This window comes from Lysinibacillus sphaericus (assembly GCF_000600105.1).
In the GTDB taxonomy this organism is placed as follows: Bacteria; Bacillota; Bacilli; order Bacillales_A; family Planococcaceae; genus Lysinibacillus; species Lysinibacillus sphaericus.
The window spans coordinates 3,020,188-3,038,723 of the sequence record NZ_CP006837.1 but is presented as its reverse complement, the minus strand read 5'-3'; the positions used below and the strand labels follow the sequence as shown (position 1 = coordinate 3,038,723).

The window sequence follows — 18,536 nt, the reverse complement described above, 5'->3', positions numbered from 1 at the left end:
ACTAATGATTTTAACGATTGATTTTACAGATGAAACAAATGAAGTGACAGCACAACATACGGAGCTTGTAGAAAAGCTTTTACAACATGCTGCAAAAGTGGAAAAGATTGAACCTGAAACAGAAGTATCAGTAACTTTTGTCACAAATGAGGCTATCCAAGAAATTAACCGAGAATACCGCGATAAAGATCAACCAACAGATGTGATTTCCTTCGCGCTAGAAGAATTAGGCGAGGGAGAAATGGAAGTAACATTTGAAGGCATGCCGCGCATTTTAGGTGATATTATAATTTCCACGGATCGCACTAAGGAACAAGCAGAAGAATATGGACATTCATTTGAACGAGAATTGGGCTTTTTAGCTGTCCATGGCTTCTTGCACTTATTAGGTTATGACCATATGGTACCTGAAGATGAAAAGGTGATGTTCGGCAAACAAGAGGAGATTTTACAAACTTTTGGCTTAGGACGTGACTAAATGAACTTACGCAAATATTTACGTTCATTTGGATATGCTTTTGAAGGAATAATCACAGCATGTAAAGAGCAAAATTTTCGATCTCATTTGCTTAGTGCGTGCATTGTTATCATTGCAGGTTATTTCACAGGTTTATCACGAGTTGAATGGTTGATTGTGCTATTATTAATAGCACTGATGTTTGCGCTTGAAATGATCAATACTGCGATTGAGCGAGTTGTAGACTTAGCATCAACAGACATTCACCCACTCGCTAAGCAAGCTAAGGATGTTGCAGCGGGTGCGGTGCTTGTATTTGCAGTATTCAGTGCTATAATCGGTTTACTTATCTTTATACCGAAATGGTTTTAGTTTTGTTCCATTACAAGCTACCACTTCGCTATGTGAGGATAAACGCCAACTATGCTCTTATGCATGTGTGGTTTAAACGCTGGCAAAAATCAATTGAAAACCCCAGCAAATGTCACAGATTTTGGAGAGGCGCTTTTCAAGCAGGCTCGAAAAAATCTAGACGCAATTACGCTGTGGCGTAATGGATAGTGCCTAGTCAAAGAGGCATATTTGATTTTTATGTAGAGGAGAATTAGCATAGATGAAGATAGATATGCATGCATTACTAGAAGAGTCAAAAAAAGCACGCGAGAAGGCATATGTTCCCTATTCAAAATTTAAAGTGGGAGCTGCGCTTTTGACTAAAAATGGCGATATCATCCACGGCTGTAATATTGAAAATGCTGGCTATAGTATGACGAATTGTGCGGAGCGTACGGCGTTTTTTAAAGCCATTTCAGAAGGTGTTTATGATTTTGAGGCAATTGCGATTGTAGCGGATACAGAAGGCCCCTGTGCGCCTTGTGGAGCTTGTCGCCAAGTGATGGTGGAGTTTTGCCCACCAACAATGCCTGTCTATTTAACAAATTTAAAAGGTGATGTCACGGTAACGTCAGTTGGCGAATTAGTACCGTTTGCATTTACAACGGAGGATTTAGAGAATGCTGGAAAATAATACTGGCTATAAGTCAGGCTTTATCTCAATTATTGGAAGACCAAATGTCGGGAAATCTACATTTTTAAACAGAGTCATTGGTCAAAAAATTGCCATTATGAGCGATAAGCCACAAACAACACGAAATAAAGTACAAGGTGTACTGACAACAGATGATAGCCAAATGATTTTTATTGATACACCAGGAATCCATAAGCCAAAGCATAAGCTAGGCGATTTCATGTTAAAAGTATCTAAAAATACATTGCGTGAAGTGGACGTTATCATGTTTATGGTAAATGCGGAGCAAAAGCTTGGAAAAGGTGACGAATTTATTTTAGAAATGCTCGAAGGTAATCCAACGCCTGTGTTTCTAGTAATAAATAAAATCGACCAAGTTCACCCAGATGAATTAATGGGTATTATCGACAGTTATAAGGAACGTTATGACTTTGCGGAAATTGTGCCGATTTCAGCACTTCAAGGTAATAATGTTGAAAACTTACTAGCAACACTTACTAAATATTTACCTGAAGGCCCACAATATTATCCTGCCGATCAAGTAACAGACCACCCCGAGCGCTTTATCATTTCCGAGTTGATTCGTGAAAAAGTGTTACATTTAACACGTGAGGAAATTCCGCATTCCATTGCAGTAGTCATTGATAAAATTCGTCGTGATGAAGAAAACGAAGGAAAAATTCGTGTAGCCGCGACAATTATTGTAGAGCGTGATTCTCAAAAAGGCATTGTGATTGGGAAGCGTGGAGCATTACTGAAAGAAGTAGGAATCCGAGCTCGTAAAGATATCGAAATGTTATTGGGTTCTAAAGTGTATTTAGAGCTATGGGTAAAAGTGCAAAAGGATTGGCGTAATAAATCGACACATCTTCGTGACTTTGGATTCCGCGATGATGAATATTAATTTTCTTCGTAGGGCTTAATGGTTTCAACTGAAGTCTACCGTATCGAGTTATTGCAGTGGACAAGTGTTAGTTGAAGTAATGCTTGATTCAGAAGAAGGGAAAATGGAGCTGTCCAAATATGTTGGAGAGCTCTATTTTCATGGAAAACTTGAAAAAAAGGAGGGGGATGGATGCTTTATAAATGGGAAGGTATTGTGCTAAAGGTGCGTGCGTACGGGGAATCCAATAAGATTGTGACGCTACTAACGCGAGAAGCTGGTAAAGTAGCAACGATGGCGCGAGGGGCCAAAAAACCTTCAAGCAGATTATCAGCTGTGACACAGCCCTTTACATATGGCATGTTTATGGTGCAGCATCATACAGGTATGGGCACTTTGCAACAGGGAGAGCATCTCAATTCAATGCGTCATATACGTGAGGATATTATAGCGACAGCCTATGCGAGCTATATTATGGAACTAGTGGAACGTGTAGTGGAAGAGGGAAAAGCAGAACCTTTTGCATTTGAAGTACTCTTGCAAGCATTACAAGCAATTGAAGATGGCTATGATCCGGAAGCTATTACCCTTTTTGTAGAGTGGAAAATGCTCCCTTATACGGGTGTGCAACCGATACTCCATGCTTGTGCTTCTTGTGGTGCAGTGGATGGAGAATTTGCCTTTTCTTTTGCACAAGGAGGTTTCTTATGCCACCGCTGTTATCAGCATGATCCATATATTATTCGCCTAACACCAACACAGTTAAAGTTAATCCGAATGTTTTATACCGTTCCAATTGATCAGATTGGTAAACTGGAATTGAAAAAAGAAACAAAATATTTCATAAAAAAAATTATTACAACGATTTATGAAGAACAAACTGGAATCCGCTTTAAAACAAAAAAATTTATTGAGCAATTAGAAAGAACGCCTGAATTACAGTTAAGACCATCTACAGATAAAACAGAAATGCCAGAGGACAATTAATGTACCCTCTGGCATTTTTACATAATGAATTAGTAGTCTTCCATATCATCGTATAAATCGTAATAAGTTGCCCATTTACCTGCAATTTTCATAAATTCAACATTTAAATATGCAGTTTCTCCATTTTTTCCAGTTACATGTATCATGGCATTGCCCTCTGCTAACGGTGTTACAATCAATTTGTTTCCATTAAGTACTGCTTTGACTGGTACTTTGTAAGTTGGATCAGAACCATCATCTAAATCTTCTAATGCAGCTTGTACCGGTTCAAATGATAAATAATCGCTTGTAAATGTTAGTTCGTCGGTTAATTCGTAAAGGTCAATACTACGTACAAAATCATACGTATATACATCAGCCGCCATTATTTGTTGCTGGGTACCATTTGTGAAAGTTAATAAGTATTGTCCATCTTTAAAAATCGATAGTGTTGTATTATTATTTTTCGTTTCTAGTGCATAGGAATCCGAAGATAAAGCCTGTCCATCGGCTGTTTGTATACTTACTTCTGTAGGTGCGAACGTTAAATCCGTTTCATTTAAGTTGAGCGGTAGATGTTCTAAATAGTCTTCTTCCTTTACTTCTTCAAGCGTTGTTTGTAGCTTACCGTCTACAGTTTTTACATGAACTAAGAAAAAGAAATCTGTGAACTCTTCTGTCTCTTCGCTAAAACCAGAAATGACTAATTTACCAGTACCTTCTTTTAAAGGCTTAATCGTAATGGTATTTGTCATCATCTCTTCGTCATCCCATGTGAAAATATCCTCTGCGGGTTCAATTCCACCATAAGAAGCGAAAATATAATCTTGGTTAAAACGACTTGCAGAAATCGTAGCATTATGTTGAGTGTTTTCTGCTCTTACTACAAAAGAAGCTAGTTGAGAACGTTTTACATAGCTTTGAGGGCCAAAGGTAGTCGGTGTCGTGCCTTTTGTAATGTTATTAGAAAATAATGTTTGAATATATGGCTCATATTCACTGCCAGCTTCTACATCTGTAAAGGGAATATCAATATCATCAGTAATTGTTAAATCAAAGCCCTTGACAATCATTTTCGACAATTGACCACGTGTAATTTGTTTCGTTGGGTTGAAATAACCATTAGAGCCTCGGATAATCCCTGCTTCTGCTAGTGCAGCGATGGCACCGTAGTTTTCATTGTCAGGGGTAATGTCCTTAAAGTTAGGGTTTTTTACATGAACAGTATCAAGATTTAAAATGCCTGCTAAAATTTTGGCAGCCTGTGTACGGGTAATAAAATTTGCGGGCTTGAACGTGCCATCTGGATAGCCGGATATAATTCCACGCTCTGCTAAGTTTATGATTGCTTTCCCTTCCTCTGTTGAGGGATTTATATCGGGGAATGATGAAGCAGCATATGCTGGGGGTGCTATGACAATGGCGCTCGTTGCGATAGTTGTTGCCATAACCAGTTGATAAAAACGATGTGTATTCAATTTGTTTCCTCCAATGTCCATTTTTATAGCTTGCTTTTTTCTAGTAAAGATCCTTCCTATGTACAGTTTCAAACTTCCGGACGATTGATTGCGAATGGTTGGTATTACTATGTATTGTTAAAAATACGTACTTTAACACAAAAGATTAACTATAATAATATATTTATAACAAATTGTTGAAGGTGAGAATAGAGGGAATATTATCCACTATAAAATGGGAATTATGAGATATAAATAGCAATGAGCTTATGCTACTAGGAAAAAAAGATTAGTAGATAACATTTAGTGAGAAATTTTTTGTTTTTTAAGCCATTCTTTATATTAATAGAAAAATGGCTATTTTTTATAAATATACATTTATCTATATTTTTAAATAGGTCAAATGAAATATAACATTGCCTGAATATCGATAAAAATAAATAAAATAAATAAGAATAAATAACTAATTTTTAGGCGGTTTATAATATATGCATAGTATTAACTAATCATTTAAGCCCCATATACTAGTTGAAAAGGCATTTTAACCTATGATATTGTAAAGATACAAAGAAATGTCATATTAATTATTCTTGTATAATTATACGAATTAAAGTTTAGGAATGTAATTTCAAACTATTTTAAAACCATGCCTCTATCAGCAAAACGTACTATTGTACGTTATTAGATTAATGCAGTCCTATGGAAAAGGGAGGGAGGTCACATAATGCTCTAACCATGCGTGTGTGGCTGATAAAATGCTAAAAAAAGTGATATTATGTATTGATGAAGTAGAAGCCGGTGATATTTTAGCAGAAGATATTTTTTCCGAGTATCGCCTATTAGCTAAAAAAGATTTAGTGCTAACTGAAAGAATTATTGCATTACTTAAACTTAGAAGAGTAGAAGAATTGTCAGTTTATCTATCATCAGATTCAGTAAGAATTGTTCATGATTTAAGTATACAACGTACAATGGAGTACGAAGATATTTTTGCACCACTGTTGGAGAAAAATGAAGAGATAGATGAATATCAAGTAGCGGTCAGTAATCTATTTATGTCAACGTTAGAAAATGTTGTACATGAATTACGTTATGGTCAAATATTAAAAAGTACGCAGGATACGGCATATGTCAGAGGTATATTTGAACGGATTTTAGCAGAAAAGAGTCGCTACGATTTGCTTATGCGTTTAAAGGAGTGGGATGAATACTCATTTGTCCATTCATTTGATGTCTTTGTTCTTGGAACAATTTTTGCAAGACAATTAGGCTTAACGGACATTGAGATGCTTGCCAGAGGTTATTTATTTCACGATATCGGCAAAGTTTTTATTCCACAAGAAATCTTAAGTGTAAAAAGAAAACTGTCCGAAGATGAATTTGATATAGTCAAAACACATACGACGAAAGGCTACGAGCTTCTTATAGAAAATGGTGAAGCTGATATTGCCTATTTGGCGCGCGATCACCACGAACGCTTTGCTGGAAAAGGGTACCCTAACCAACTGTGTGCAGATGATATGAGTGAAGGTGTTCAGTTATTACAAATTATTGATGTCTATTCTGCAATGACCTCAAAGCGTGTATATCATTCTGGATATGGTGCGACGGATGCTTTAGCAGTTCTATATCGTGATCGGCATTTATATAATGAAAAGTTTATGAACAAATTTGTAGAATGTCTTGGCATCTATCCTGTAAACTCAGTTGTGTTACTATCAGATAATCGTAGCGCTCAAGTAGAGCTTGTCTATGATATGTTCCCAACATTGCCGAAAGTAAAGTTACTAGATGAGCAAACGTCCATGAACTTACCACTGAATTATAGTGTCAAAATTGTTAAAATGATTGATTATCGTGCCGATAGTTTTGAGGAGATTTTTAATTTATTTATCGAGCAGTTGATACGTAATGATGAAAATTCTTTAAGGATACATTTTAATAAATTGATTGACCATTTACATCCGAAAGAAATTGTTTTAAAAATTTTTCTCCCAGCTTTTCGTATTCTTCGACTACTAACGAGAGAAATACAAACCGATATGAAGAAATATAAAAATTCCATACTCATATTAAATAAATTGTTGGAAGAACAATTAAATGTTTTGTACATGGATTATCAGCATGAGCAAACAACTATTTTAGTTGTTGAAACGGCTGTTCGAGAAAATTTTTTCATCAAACTTGTTCAGAGTATTTTGTATATTGACAAAATTGTACCATTCTTTATTAATCCGGGAGATGACCAGCGCATTACGCAACTAATGGAGCATTGTGGAGTCAATGTTGCCTATTTTATTGAGGAAGAATTGACGATAGATAGACGAGTGCGTCCTATGCGCGAAGGGACATTTCTCTATTACTCTTTAAGTGATATTGAGGAACTATTAGTAAACTTAGTAGGGATGAGTATGAAAAAGTTTCTATTTGAAGAAAAAATGCAAGAGCGATTATTTATATCGTTAAAAGCATAAAGCAAGATATTTATGACGACCAAATCAACAGTTGATTTGGTTTTTTTGTAAGCTTGCAAGAGGGATTAGATAAGGCTGTTGCAATTTAAAGGGGGAGTTCGATTGGCAATTGATAGTATCATCGAATTGAATGAACAAAATATAGTTCAAAGTGGATGCTTTTGTCTACGATATACACTAGTGTTACAGCTTACGTGTATGCCCACAAAAAGCATCGCCGAAGCAAAAACGTGTTAGATTGACTGTAATCAATCTAACACGTTTCCTTTGCTTAAAACCTAACTAATCGTTTGAATTAAAATTGAAGATGCTTTTCGATATATGCTTTCACATCAGCGATTGGCATACGTACTTGTTCCATTGAATCACGATGACGAACAGTTACTTGACCATCTTCTTTTGAATCGAAATCGAATGTAATACAGAATGGCGTACCGATTTCGTCTTGACGGCGGTAGCGTTTACCGATTGATTGAGACTCATCAAAATCAACAGGGAATGATTTGCGTAACGCTGACCATACATCTGCAGCTTCATCAGATAATTTTTTAGAAAGTGGAAGAACAGCTGCTTTAAATGGTGCTAAAGCAGGGTGGAAACGTAATACGGTACGTTTGTCATCACCTTCAAGCTCTTCTTCATCATAGGCGTCACATAAAAATGCTAATGTCACACGGTCAGCACCTAAAGATGGTTCGATACAATATGGTACATAACGCTCGTTTGTTACTGGATCAATATAAGTGAAATCTTCGCCTGAATGTTCCATATGTTGTTTTAAGTCGTAGTCTGTACGATCAGCTACACCCCAAAGCTCGCCCCAGCCGAATGGGAATTTAAATTCGATATCAGTTGTTGCATTTGAGTAATGCGATAATTCATCTTCCTCGTGGTCACGTAGACGCATAGAATCTTCTTTCATACCTAAGTTTAACAACCAGTTTTTACAGAATTCTTTCCAATAGGCATGCCACTCAAGATCTTCACCAGGCTTGCAGAAAAATTCAAGCTCCATTTGTTCAAATTCACGAGTACGGAATGTGAAGTTCCCTGGCGTAATTTCGTTACGGAAAGACTTCCCGATTTGTGCGATACCAAATGGTGTACGTTTACGCATAGAACGTTGTACGTTTTTAAAGTTAACGAAAATTCCTTGTGCTGTTTCTGGACGAAGGTAAATTTCATTTGTTGAAGATTCTGTTACACCTTGGAATGTTTTAAACATTAAGTTGAACTGACGAATATCAGTGAAATCTGCTTTGCCGCAATCAGGGCAGACAACATCGTATTTCACCATTGTTTCTTTCATTTGATCGAATGTCATACCATCAACGATAATTTCATCACCTTTTGCTAGCGCAGCATCTTCAATGATTTTATCTGCACGGTGACGCGCTTTACAAGCTTTACAGTCTACCATTGGGTCGTTGAAGTTGCCAACGTGACCAGATGCAACCCATGCTTTTGGATTCATCAGGATAGCCGCATCGATTCCAACATTATGTTCAGATTCTTGGACAAATTTTTGCCACCAAGCTTTTTTGACATTGTTTTTTAATTCCACACCCAGTGGACCATAATCCCAAGTATTTGCTAAACCTCCGTAGATTTCAGAACCCGGGAAGACAAAGCCACGATGCTTTGCTAAAGATACAATTGTTTCCATTGATTTGTTAGCCATAATAATAGCCTCCTTCGTAATTTTTCCTTGCATTTGAGTGAAACGTAACTGTCTGATAGGACGAATAGATAGACAACAATCATGATAGATTACCCTCATATTTGTTGAAAATAAGAATTCGCCATATCCAAAATAAAAATAGCACCCGTCTCCGGGCACGAAAATGCCCAGGGACGAGTGCTAATACCCGCGGTTCCACCCTGATTGTTTTAAACGCTTTGTTTAAAACCTCTTTTCAAAAAGTTAGCTCAAGGAGTGCCTTTCTCTGTTGCTATGTAGACTTTCACCATCTTCTACTCGCTAAATAAATGAACAGATACTTTTTTCCTATCATCGCCTGTATAACGCAAGATTGCTCGAAAATACATGGAGAGCAAGCGTCTGTGTCAATATTGTAGCATGTAGTTCTTTTCTTCGCAATAACCATTAAAATAGTATATAATAATTGAGCATAAGTATAACACTATTAGATTTGAGGCGGTGAGTCCAATCGAACTCAATAAACGTCAGGAAGACATTTTACAAATTGTGAAAGAGAACGGCCCGATAACAGGGGAACATATTGCAGAACGTCTCAATCTGACAAGAGCGACTTTAAGACCAGATTTAGCCATTTTGACAATGGCTGGCTTTTTAGATGCTAGACCAAGAGTTGGTTATTTCTATTCTGGTAAAAAAACATCCGTAACATTAACGGATAGCATTAACAATTTAAAAGTTAAAGATTTTCACTCTGGACCTGTTGTTGTACCTGAAACAATGACGGTGTATGATGCCATTTGCTTCATGTTTTCAGAGGATGTCGGGACCCTTTTCGTTGTCGATAAAAACGAATTTTTGACAGGTGTTCTGTCTCGTAAAGATTTACTGCGTACAAGTATTGGCACGCAGGATTTAAATAAAATTCCTGTACATATTATTATGACACGAATGCCAAATATCTCGTACTGTGAAAGATCCGATTCGTTAGTTGTTGCAGCTAATAAGCTAATAGAACGAGAAGTAGATTCATTACCGGTAATCGAACCACAAGAGGGTGGATTGACGATTGTAGGTCGTCTCACTAAAACGACCATTACACGTGCTTTCCTGTCGCTTGCGCAAAATGTCTAAAAATTGAAGGGGAACAGCATGAAAAGACTACGAGTTTTTGTTGTATCTGATTCAGTCGGCGAAACTGGGGATCAAGTAGCCAAAGCCGTAATTAGCCAGTTCCGACCAGGCTTGGAAAATACGATTATTCGGCGCTTTCCACATATTCAAACAGAGGAGCTTGTTCGAAAAATTGTGTGCCTCGCTGCAAAACAGAAGGCATTTGTTGTCTATACACTTGTTCGACAAGACATGCGTACATTACTACATGATTTATGTGAGAAAGAAAAAGTACATGCTGTAGATATTTTAGGACCAGCGTTGAAATCGATGGCAACCTTTATGGAAGAAATGCCATTAGAGACACCGGGCATTGTGCATCAACTTGATGACGACTATTTTAAAAAAATTGAGGCGATAGAATTTGCGGTGAAATACGATGATGGCAGAGATCCACGAGGCTTATTGCAAGCTGATATTGTACTTGTGGGTGTTTCACGTACATCAAAAACGCCTCTTTCACAGTATTTAGCACATAAACGTTATAAGGTGGCAAATGTACCATTAGTCCCGGAGGTCGCGCCACCAGAAGAATTATTTAAAATCGATCCGAAGAAATGCTTTGGTTTAGTTATCTCTCCTGATAAATTAAATTCAATACGAAAAGAAAGATTAATGACATTAGGGTTAAATGATGATGCCATCTATGCTCAGCATGTCCGTATTTTAGAGGAGATTCAACATTTTGAACAAGTTGTTGAGAAAATAGGTTGTAAAGTGATTGATGTAACAAATAAAGCTGTAGAGGAAACAGCGAATATTATTATTGAACAGCTAGCAAGTTGTAAATAAGAAACCAAATTGTGTAAACCACCTCGGGGTAGTAGAGGCGGTTTTTTTGAGTGGGTTTTGAAATTGGTATAGATAAATACTAATTTTTGTTTTATAATAATAAAATTGTGGTAAAAATATTTAAAAAGAGAAAAATCCTATTTTTTTGTCGAGAAATAAAGGATTTTTAAAACGGATATCGAATTGTGTTCTAGAACGTAAATTAAAGATGGTGATGAATTTGGCAGGGAAAATACCAGAAGAAGTGATTGAGCAGATTCGTACACAATCGGATATTGTCGATGTTATTAGCGAATATATGCAGCTAACAAAGCGCGGGCGCAATTGGTTTGGTCTCTGTCCTTTTCATGGAGAACAAACGCCATCTTTTTCTGTGTCAACCGACAAACAGATTTTTCATTGTTTTGGTTGCGGTGCAGGCGGTAATGCCATTACTTTCGTCATGGATATCGAAGGGATTTCTTTCCCAGATGCAGTCGTCAAACTAGGTGAACGTGTGGGTGTACATTTAGATGTTGGTCCAACTTTGCCTCAAGCGACGACAAAGATTTCAAAAGCGGAAGAAAGGATGAAAGAAGCACATGCTTTTGCGGCAGATTTTTTTCATCATTTATTGCTGAACACAGAAGATGGGGAAGAGCCTTTAAATTATTTGCTAGAAAGAGGATTTACAAGGGAACTTATCGAATCTAATAGCATTGGATGGTCTCTCCCAAGCTTTGATGCATTAACGATATTGCTTGAAAGAAAAGGTTATAACTTACAAGAAATCGCAGATAGTGGTCTAGTAATCAAACGTGAAGGAGAAGAACGCTATTTTGATCGTTTTCGGGGACGTATTATGTTTCCAATTCGAGATGAGAACGGTAAAATTATTGCCTTCTCAGGGCGAATTCTGTCATCGACAGGTGAAGAGGCAAAATATTTAAATAGTCCAGAATCACCAATTTTTCAAAAGAGTGAAGTGCTATATAACCTAGACAAAGCACGAACCTCTATTAGAAAAAATCGTCAAGTAGTGTTGATGGAAGGTTTTATGGATGTTTTAGCTGCAACTTCAGTTGGTGTAACAAATGCCGTAGCAACAATGGGTACTTCGCTTACGAATCAGCATATCACAAAGCTAAAGCGCTTAGTAGAGCAAGTTACGATTTGCTATGACGGTGATAATGCTGGATTTGATGCGGCGAAACGAGCGGCACAGTTATTACAAACGGAGCGCATGAAAGTGAATATTGCGGTGATACCAGATAAACTAGATCCTGATGAGTATATTCAAAGTCTAGGTGGACAGGCTTTTAAGGAACAGATTTTGGAAAACCCACATACGTATATTGCTTTTATGATGATGCATGCTAGACGAAATAAGAATTTTCAGTTTGAAAATGATACGCTTCAATATATTCAAGAAGTACTCGAACAATTAGTGGGTAGCTCCTCACCAATTGAACGAGATTTGTATATCCGACAGCTATCGAATGAAACAACGATTTCGGAAGAAGCAATTTATGCCCAATTCCGAAAACTAGAGGCAAATCAGGTACGCACTGCGAAAGTGGAAATGCCAACGCATACACCTTCGATGCCAGTCACGCAGCGACAAAAGCCTATGGACGCAGCAGAACGTGCCGAACGTTTATTACTGGCTCATATGCTTCATAATATAGATGTAGTGGACAGGGTATTACGTAGTGAGCAAAAAGAGCCTTTTGTACGAGATGCATATATGGCAGTTTTTGTTCGATTGGTAGGATTTTATGAGGAATATGGTCATCCAGATTATCAGCGCTTTGTCGAGATATTAGATGACGCTGAATTACGCAAAATTGTGATGGAAGCTGCTTTAGTGGAAAGGGATCCAGACCAAGCAGAGTCAGAGGTTACAGATTCTATTCGACAGCTTCAAAAATATAGAATTGAGCAGGAAATTCATCAAAAGATGCATGAGTCAAAGGAAGCGGAGAAGATGCACGAGTATGCGCGTGCACTTGAAATCGCCCAACAGATTATTCATTTAAGAAAATCGTTATCGGCGATTTAACCCGATTCGGTTGTTTAGAAGGAGGAAGGTTTATGGCGGACAAGTCTGAACGTTCAAAAGAGGTAGAAGTAGAAATTACATTAGATGAAGCAAAAAAATTACTACAAGAAAAGGCGAAAACAGAAGGTGAAATTTCAATGAAAGAAATTTCAGAGAAATTACTGCCCTATGAGTTGGAAAATGAAGAAGTTTTTCATTTCGCTGAAGATCTTGAAAAACATAAAGACATTCAAATTATCGGTAAAGAAGAATTTGAAGAAGAAAGCTTAATGAAAGAAGAAGCTAACGAAGAAACGTTCGATTTAAATGATTTAAGCGTACCACCAGGGGTAAAAATTAATGATCCTGTTCGTATGTATTTGAAAGAGATTGGTCGTGTAGATTTACTTTCTGCTGAGCAAGAAATTGCACTGGCAGAACGTATTGAGCAAGGGGATGAAGAAGCGCGTAAACGTTTAGCTGAAGCGAATTTACGTCTTGTTGTATCAATCGCCAAACGCTATGTGGGCCGTGGAATGTTATTCCTTGATTTAATTCAAGAGGGGAATATGGGACTTATTAAGGCAGTTGAAAAATTCGACTATCGTAAAGGTTTTAAGTTCTCCACTTATGCAACATGGTGGATTCGTCAAGCGATTACACGTGCGATAGCAGACCAAGCACGTACAATACGTATCCCTGTGCACATGGTAGAAACAATTAACAAATTAATTCGTGTGCAACGTCAATTATTACAGGACTTAGGTCGTGAACCGTCTCCAGAAGAAATTGGCGAGGAAATGGATTTAACACCTGAAAAAGTACGTGAAATTTTAAAAATCGCGCAAGAACCAGTATCTCTTGAAACGCCAATCGGTGAAGAAGACGATTCACATTTAGGGGACTTCATTGAAGACTCAGAGGCTCAATCTCCTTCTGATCATGCAGCCTATGAATTGTTAAAAGAACAGCTAGAAGATGTATTAGATACATTAACAGACCGTGAAGAAAACGTACTACGTTTACGTTTTGGCTTAGATGATGGACGTACACGCACGTTAGAAGAAGTAGGGAAAGTATTTGGTGTAACACGTGAACGTATTCGTCAAATTGAGGCAAAAGCACTTCGTAAATTGCGCCACCCTTCTCGCAGTAAACGTTTAAAAGATTTCTTAGAGTAAAACAGAACTTCAAACTTATATATGCAAACCCCGCCACTTAAATTTTGTAGCGGGGTTTGTTGTTTATAAGCTATTTTTAAAGTAGCTGTCCTTCTTTGGGGCATTTAGCAGTTTGAACACTATTAAACCATGTAAATTTAACATAATGATATAAGAGATGTAAAAATACATAATTTGAACGGATGATAAGTTCCGTTTTTTGCGACTTTTTACAGATGTTCTTTCTTTAATTGTGAGATAAAATTGTAGTACAACCATTATTAAGCAATGTTTGGAGAAAATACGATGACAAATCCACGGAAAAAAATTATTTTAAATGAGATATTGTTTTGGAAGCAAAATAAGCTATTACCAGAGCACTACTGTGACTTTCTAGCCACTCTTTATGCAGAGGGAAATGATGTGGAAGAGCTAGAGGAAGCAACTCATAAACAGGCAGTATTGCCTTTAGAAAAACGAAAAATGATGTTCTTCATAGTGGGATTATGCTTGGGTATGCTACTGCTCTTGTATATTTATTTTACAGTCACTTCTTTATTGCTTTTATTAACAGGTATTGTAGCCATTGCTACAATTACATTATTCATAATGGCTTTTCGAGTTGCGACCAAAAATAACTTATTAGCACCTGTCTTTCATATTATTGCTGCTATCTTGTTATTTAGCTTATCTATTCGCATGTATACTACATATTTTAGTGGAAATAATACTGTGCTGTTTGTCATTATCGCTGCAAATTGTGGGGTATGGCTAGTATCAGGTATCAAAATGAAGTTGCTTTATTTCACAGTATCTGGTGGTCTCGGGTTATTAGCACTTATTGGTTATTATTTGTATAATTTTATGTAAAAAAATACACCGCTATGACGAACTTTTCATTCATAGCAGTGTATTTTATTTTTGTAATATAGTAGTATGACTTTTTTAAAAAAGTATAAATAGAAGAAAAAATAGAAAAAACATCGAATAATAATATATCAAAATAATAGTATAACCTATTTGTGAAATTGTTAGGATAAATCAACAGCATAATAGGACATAAAGGTTTTATACGACAGCTATTAAATTTTTCATTGGACGTATATGATTGCCAATATGGTGGCAAAATATTGGCGAGAAGTGAAAGAGTTGAGTTATTAGAAGGTACATTATCAGTCCATATTTTGGGTTTAACAAGACATAATTTATCCAATTGATACAGAAATGTCGAAATTGTTACAAACAAAGGAAAACTTAGCGAATGGGGCTTTTCGTTTCTTGTTTAATGCAGTACAATATTAGATGTTGACTGATTCTATATTATAATAGAAGTAGACTTATTATGAGGAGGGGAAACATATGAAAAACAATCCAGTCGTTCCTTACATCTTGATTCTGGCATTTGGTATAGGTCTTATTTTCTTCATGTCTTTACAAGGCGCAGATAACAAGAAAGAAATTGCTGCTGAACAAGAGGGCGGTGGCGAAACTACAGAAGCTAATGATGATGGTTCTGCATTAGTACAAACTTGTATCGGTTGTCACGGTGGTGACTTAACTGGTGGTGTTGGTCCAAACCTACACGGTTTAGATGAAGCTCGTATCGTAGACGTGTTAACAAACGGTATCGAAGGCACACCTATGACACCAGGAATGAAAAACGAAGCGGAAGCAAAAGCAATCGCTGAGTACATTTCTACTCTAAAATAGTTTTAAAAAATGGCTGTACTAAAAAGTGTCTCTACGCTTTTAGTACAGCTTCTATTATGATGGAGTTGCTCAAAAATCTGAGACAACTCCATTTGTTTTTTTGTTCAACATCATACATACTAGAGTGGACTCTATATTTATAAGGTAGGCGGTTTAAAATGAACGCACAAAAATTATCAAAACGTTTAGAAACAGTGGCAAAATTTGTTCCAACTGGTGCGGTTGTAGCAGATATTGGCAGTGATCATGCATATTTACCATGCTATTTAATTCATAAGGGGATTGCTGCGAGCGCAGTAGCCGGCGAGGTTGTAAAAGGGCCGTATGAATCGGCGCTAGGACAAGTAAAAAAAGAAGGGTTAACGGAGAAAATTACTGTTAGACTGGCAGATGGCTTAGCTGCAGTGGAGGCAACTGATCATGTAGATACTGTAACAATAGCTGGCATGGGTGGACCACTCATTGTGTCGATATTAGAGAAACATCCACAAAGCTTACAAGGTGTTACACGTCTGATTTTGCAACCTAATATTCATGCAAAAGTTATCCGGGAATGGGCTTTAACAAATAATTGGGCCATTCTCGATGAAGATATTTTAGAAGAAGATGAAAAAATTTACGAAATTCTTGTCTTACAAAGAGGAGCGATGACGTTATCTCCATCGGAAATCTTATTTGGTCCTAAATTATTGTTACGTAAAGCACCAGCTTTTTTAAAGAAATGGCAACGAGAAAAAGAAAATTGGCAACGTGTTTTACAGTCCATTGAAGGGGCAGAGCCAACTCTTGAAATTGAGGAAAAACGTGCAGAATTAACAGCACTACTTGATTTAGTGGAAGGAGTTTTATAGCATGAAATCAGTAAATGGTCAGGAAATTATACAACTATTTGAATCATGGTCACCAAAGCATCTTGCATGTATGGAGAATGATCCAATTGGACTTGCCATTGGAACGTTAAATAAACCTGTAAACAAAGTATTAGTGACATTAGATGTGAATGACGCCGTAGCAGACGAAGCGATTGCCCAAGGCTGTGAACTGATTATAGCGCATCATCCGCCTATTTTCCGTCGACTAGCGAATATTCGTACGGACAATCCCGCTGGACAATTATACGAAAAACTTATTAAACATGATATTGCGGTCTATGCCGCACATACAAATTTAGATGTAGCGGAAGGTGGCGTCAATGATTTATTAGCTGATGCATTGCTGCTCGAAAATCGCTCTATTTTACAAGAAACGTATGCTGAGGATGTTTTAAAACTAAGCGTTTTTGTACCGACTGCCGATGCAGACGTGCTGCGTGAGGCATTAGCAAAAGCGGGAGCAGGTCGTTTAGGTTCTTATGAAGCGTGCAGTTATACATCGAGTGGAGAAGGGCGTTTCCGTGCACTTGAAGGGGCAAATCCGCATGTTGGTTCTATTGGAGAATTACATGTCGAGGAAGAAGTCAAAGTGGAAGTGGTTTTGCCCGCGTCCATTAAAAACCGCGTATTGAAGGCACTGTTAAATGCCCATCCATATGAGGAGCCTGCGTATGATATCATTCGCTTGGAGCAACAAACGAATCGTATGGGATTAGGTCGTGTTGGCTATTTACCAAAAGAAATGTTGTTACAAGATTTTGCAGAGTTTGTAAAGAAACAACTAGATGTACCAACTGTTCGTGTTGTCGGCGATTTGCAGTCAACAGTAAGAAAGATTGCACTAGTAGGTGGAGATGGAAATAAGTATATTTATACGGCAAAGCGTGCAGGTGCCGATGTCTTTTTAACAGGCGATATGTATTTCCATACGGCACAGGATGCACAAGCAATTGGTTTGCAAATTGTAGACCCAGGTCATCATGTTGAAAAAGTAATGATTACGGGTGTTGCGAAAAAAATGGCAACATTGTGTGAGACCAAAAAATATAGAGTAGAATTTGTCCAATCTACTATTCATACAGAACCATTTTTATTTGTTTAAGAGAGGGGAATACATGTGGCAAATGGGAAACCTGCTGGGAATAATGCAGGCAAGTTATGGATTATTATCGGCTTACTAATTGCTGTGTTTGGTGGCGGTATGACACTTATGACAAATATGATGAATGAGAAAAAAATAAATGCCATGACTGCGCAATGTGAAAACGATGGAGGCAAAGCCATCGTGTCAAAAGAAAAGAGCTTTCTAGCAACAAATTATTCGTTTGAATGTAAAAAATAGTATGATTCGCGTATGAATGAACGCAACTTTTAAAGGAAGTTCCTTTAAAGGTTGCGTTTTTTTGCTATGGACTTACAGATAAATCTACTATTTTTTTATTGTTATATAAATATTTAAAAAATATTGATTTTTCTATCATCTTATGCTATATAAAAAATAATTAAATGAGAATCCATTGAGAATGTAAATTGTAGGAATATGGAACAGTGTTGACGATAACAAAATGCTAGAAATAGGAGGTATATTTCTATATGAAAAGAGGCGATAAAATTAAAAAGATTCCAGCACCGTATCTTACTCTAATGCTAATTTTTCTTTCGTTAATAATATTAATCAGGAATTATGATAGTCAGCCTACTTGGATAACGGTTTTTGCGATATTTAGCATTTTAGGATTTTCCGTATTCACCTATTTGGATAGAGATAAATTTTTCAAAAAGTAAAGTACTTAATAAAACATAGCTATTATGCAAAATTCTTCCTTGTCAAATGAAAGGAGGTGAGCCATATGTTAGCCAAAAAACTGTGAGGGTGAAAATAGTA

Annotated in this window: 17 protein-coding genes and 1 other annotated feature; of the genes, 15 read left to right on the top strand and 2 right to left on the bottom strand. The window is 37.0% G+C overall.

The features are described 5' to 3' along the window. Positions 1–4 precede the first annotated feature (4 nt). The 5 genes from ybeY to recO all read left to right on the top strand — a co-directional run bounded on the left by ybeY (position 5) and on the right by recO (position 3,354). Positions 5–478: an rRNA maturation RNase YbeY gene (gene ybeY, locus T479_RS14560; RefSeq protein ID WP_024363031.1), complete on the top strand. Its 474-nt coding sequence runs from the start codon at positions 5–7 to the stop codon at positions 476–478. Further along, entirely contained in the window at positions 479–829 is a 351-nt protein-coding gene (locus T479_RS14555; RefSeq protein ID WP_024363030.1) for a diacylglycerol kinase family protein, read from the top strand. It abuts the gene before it with no gap. 241 nt (positions 830–1,070) lie between these two features. Then, positions 1,071–1,484 (top strand): cytidine deaminase, encoded by a 414-nt coding sequence (locus T479_RS14550; RefSeq protein WP_029747264.1) that lies wholly within the window; start codon positions 1,071–1,073, stop codon positions 1,482–1,484. Next, on the top strand, positions 1,471–2,388 hold the full coding sequence (gene era / locus T479_RS14545) for a GTPase Era (RefSeq protein WP_025220028.1): 918 nt from the start codon (positions 1,471–1,473) through the stop codon (positions 2,386–2,388). The genes T479_RS14550 and era overlap by 14 nt, the downstream gene beginning before the upstream one ends. Before the next feature lie 171 nt (positions 2,389–2,559). Next, positions 2,560–3,354: a DNA repair protein RecO gene (gene recO / locus T479_RS14540; RefSeq protein ID WP_024363027.1), complete on the top strand. Its 795-nt coding sequence runs from the start codon at positions 2,560–2,562 to the stop codon at positions 3,352–3,354. Positions 3,355–3,383: 29 nt separating this feature from the next. On the opposite strand, the gene T479_RS14535 is transcribed toward recO, so the two are convergent. Further along, positions 3,384–4,811 carry an S-layer homology domain-containing protein gene (locus T479_RS14535; RefSeq protein ID WP_025220027.1) on the bottom strand — a complete coding sequence of 476 codons (1,428 nt, stop codon included), beginning with the start codon at positions 4,809–4,811 and terminating at the stop codon, positions 3,384–3,386. A gap of 734 nt (positions 4,812–5,545) precedes the next feature. Here T479_RS14535 and T479_RS14530 point away from each other — a divergent pair. After that, the gene (locus T479_RS14530) at positions 5,546–7,264 is read left to right on the top strand and encodes an HD-GYP domain-containing protein (RefSeq protein WP_025220026.1); all 1,719 of its coding nucleotides are present in this window, start codon (positions 5,546–5,548) and stop codon (positions 7,262–7,264) included. 295 nt (positions 7,265–7,559) lie between these two features. Here the strand turns inward: T479_RS14530 and T479_RS14525 are convergent, their stop codons facing one another. After that, the gene (locus tag T479_RS14525; protein ID WP_024363023.1) at positions 7,560–8,945 is read right to left on the bottom strand and encodes a glycine--tRNA ligase; all 1,386 of its coding nucleotides are present in this window, start codon (positions 8,943–8,945) and stop codon (positions 7,560–7,562) included. Between the two features lie 166 nt (positions 8,946–9,111). Further along, positions 9,112–9,288, bottom strand: a binding site (T-box leader). Positions 9,289–9,425: 137 nt separating this feature from the next. On the opposite strand from T479_RS14525, the gene T479_RS14520 reads away from it, so the two are divergent. From T479_RS14520 to T479_RS14480, 9 genes are all read left to right on the top strand, one after another. Further along, entirely contained in the window at positions 9,426–10,058 is a 633-nt protein-coding gene (locus T479_RS14520) for a transcriptional regulator CcpN (protein ID WP_024363022.1), read from the top strand. An 18-nt stretch (positions 10,059–10,076) separates the two neighbouring features. Beyond that, positions 10,077–10,889: a pyruvate, water dikinase regulatory protein gene (locus T479_RS14515; protein WP_024363021.1), complete on the top strand. Its 813-nt coding sequence runs from the start codon at positions 10,077–10,079 to the stop codon at positions 10,887–10,889. Positions 10,890–11,097: 208 nt separating this feature from the next. Next, positions 11,098–12,930, top strand: a complete 1,833-nt coding sequence (dnaG, locus tag T479_RS14510) for a DNA primase (protein WP_029747262.1) — start codon at positions 11,098–11,100, stop codon at positions 12,928–12,930. Between the two features lie 32 nt (positions 12,931–12,962). Next, entirely contained in the window at positions 12,963–14,090 is a 1,128-nt protein-coding gene (rpoD, locus tag T479_RS14505) for an RNA polymerase sigma factor RpoD (protein ID WP_024363019.1), read from the top strand. Positions 14,091–14,375: 285 nt separating this feature from the next. Beyond that, positions 14,376–14,939 (top strand): hypothetical protein, encoded by a 564-nt coding sequence (locus tag T479_RS14500; RefSeq protein ID WP_024363018.1) that lies wholly within the window; start codon positions 14,376–14,378, stop codon positions 14,937–14,939. A gap of 489 nt (positions 14,940–15,428) precedes the next feature. After that, the gene (cccA, locus tag T479_RS14495) at positions 15,429–15,779 is read left to right on the top strand and encodes a cytochrome c550 (protein WP_024363017.1); all 351 of its coding nucleotides are present in this window, start codon (positions 15,429–15,431) and stop codon (positions 15,777–15,779) included. Positions 15,780–15,937: 158 nt separating this feature from the next. Beyond that, positions 15,938–16,630 carry a tRNA (adenine(22)-N(1))-methyltransferase gene (locus T479_RS14490; RefSeq protein ID WP_024363016.1) on the top strand — a complete coding sequence of 231 codons (693 nt, stop codon included), beginning with the start codon at positions 15,938–15,940 and terminating at the stop codon, positions 16,628–16,630. A 1-nt stretch (position 16,631) separates the two neighbouring features. Beyond that, a complete protein-coding gene (locus T479_RS14485; protein WP_025220025.1) occupies positions 16,632–17,753 on the top strand; it encodes a Nif3-like dinuclear metal center hexameric protein in 1,122 nt (373 codons plus the stop codon). A gap of 15 nt (positions 17,754–17,768) precedes the next feature. Continuing rightward, positions 17,769–17,993: a hypothetical protein gene (locus T479_RS14480; protein WP_025220024.1), complete on the top strand. Its 225-nt coding sequence runs from the start codon at positions 17,769–17,771 to the stop codon at positions 17,991–17,993. The last annotated feature ends 543 nt before the right edge of the window (positions 17,994–18,536 follow it).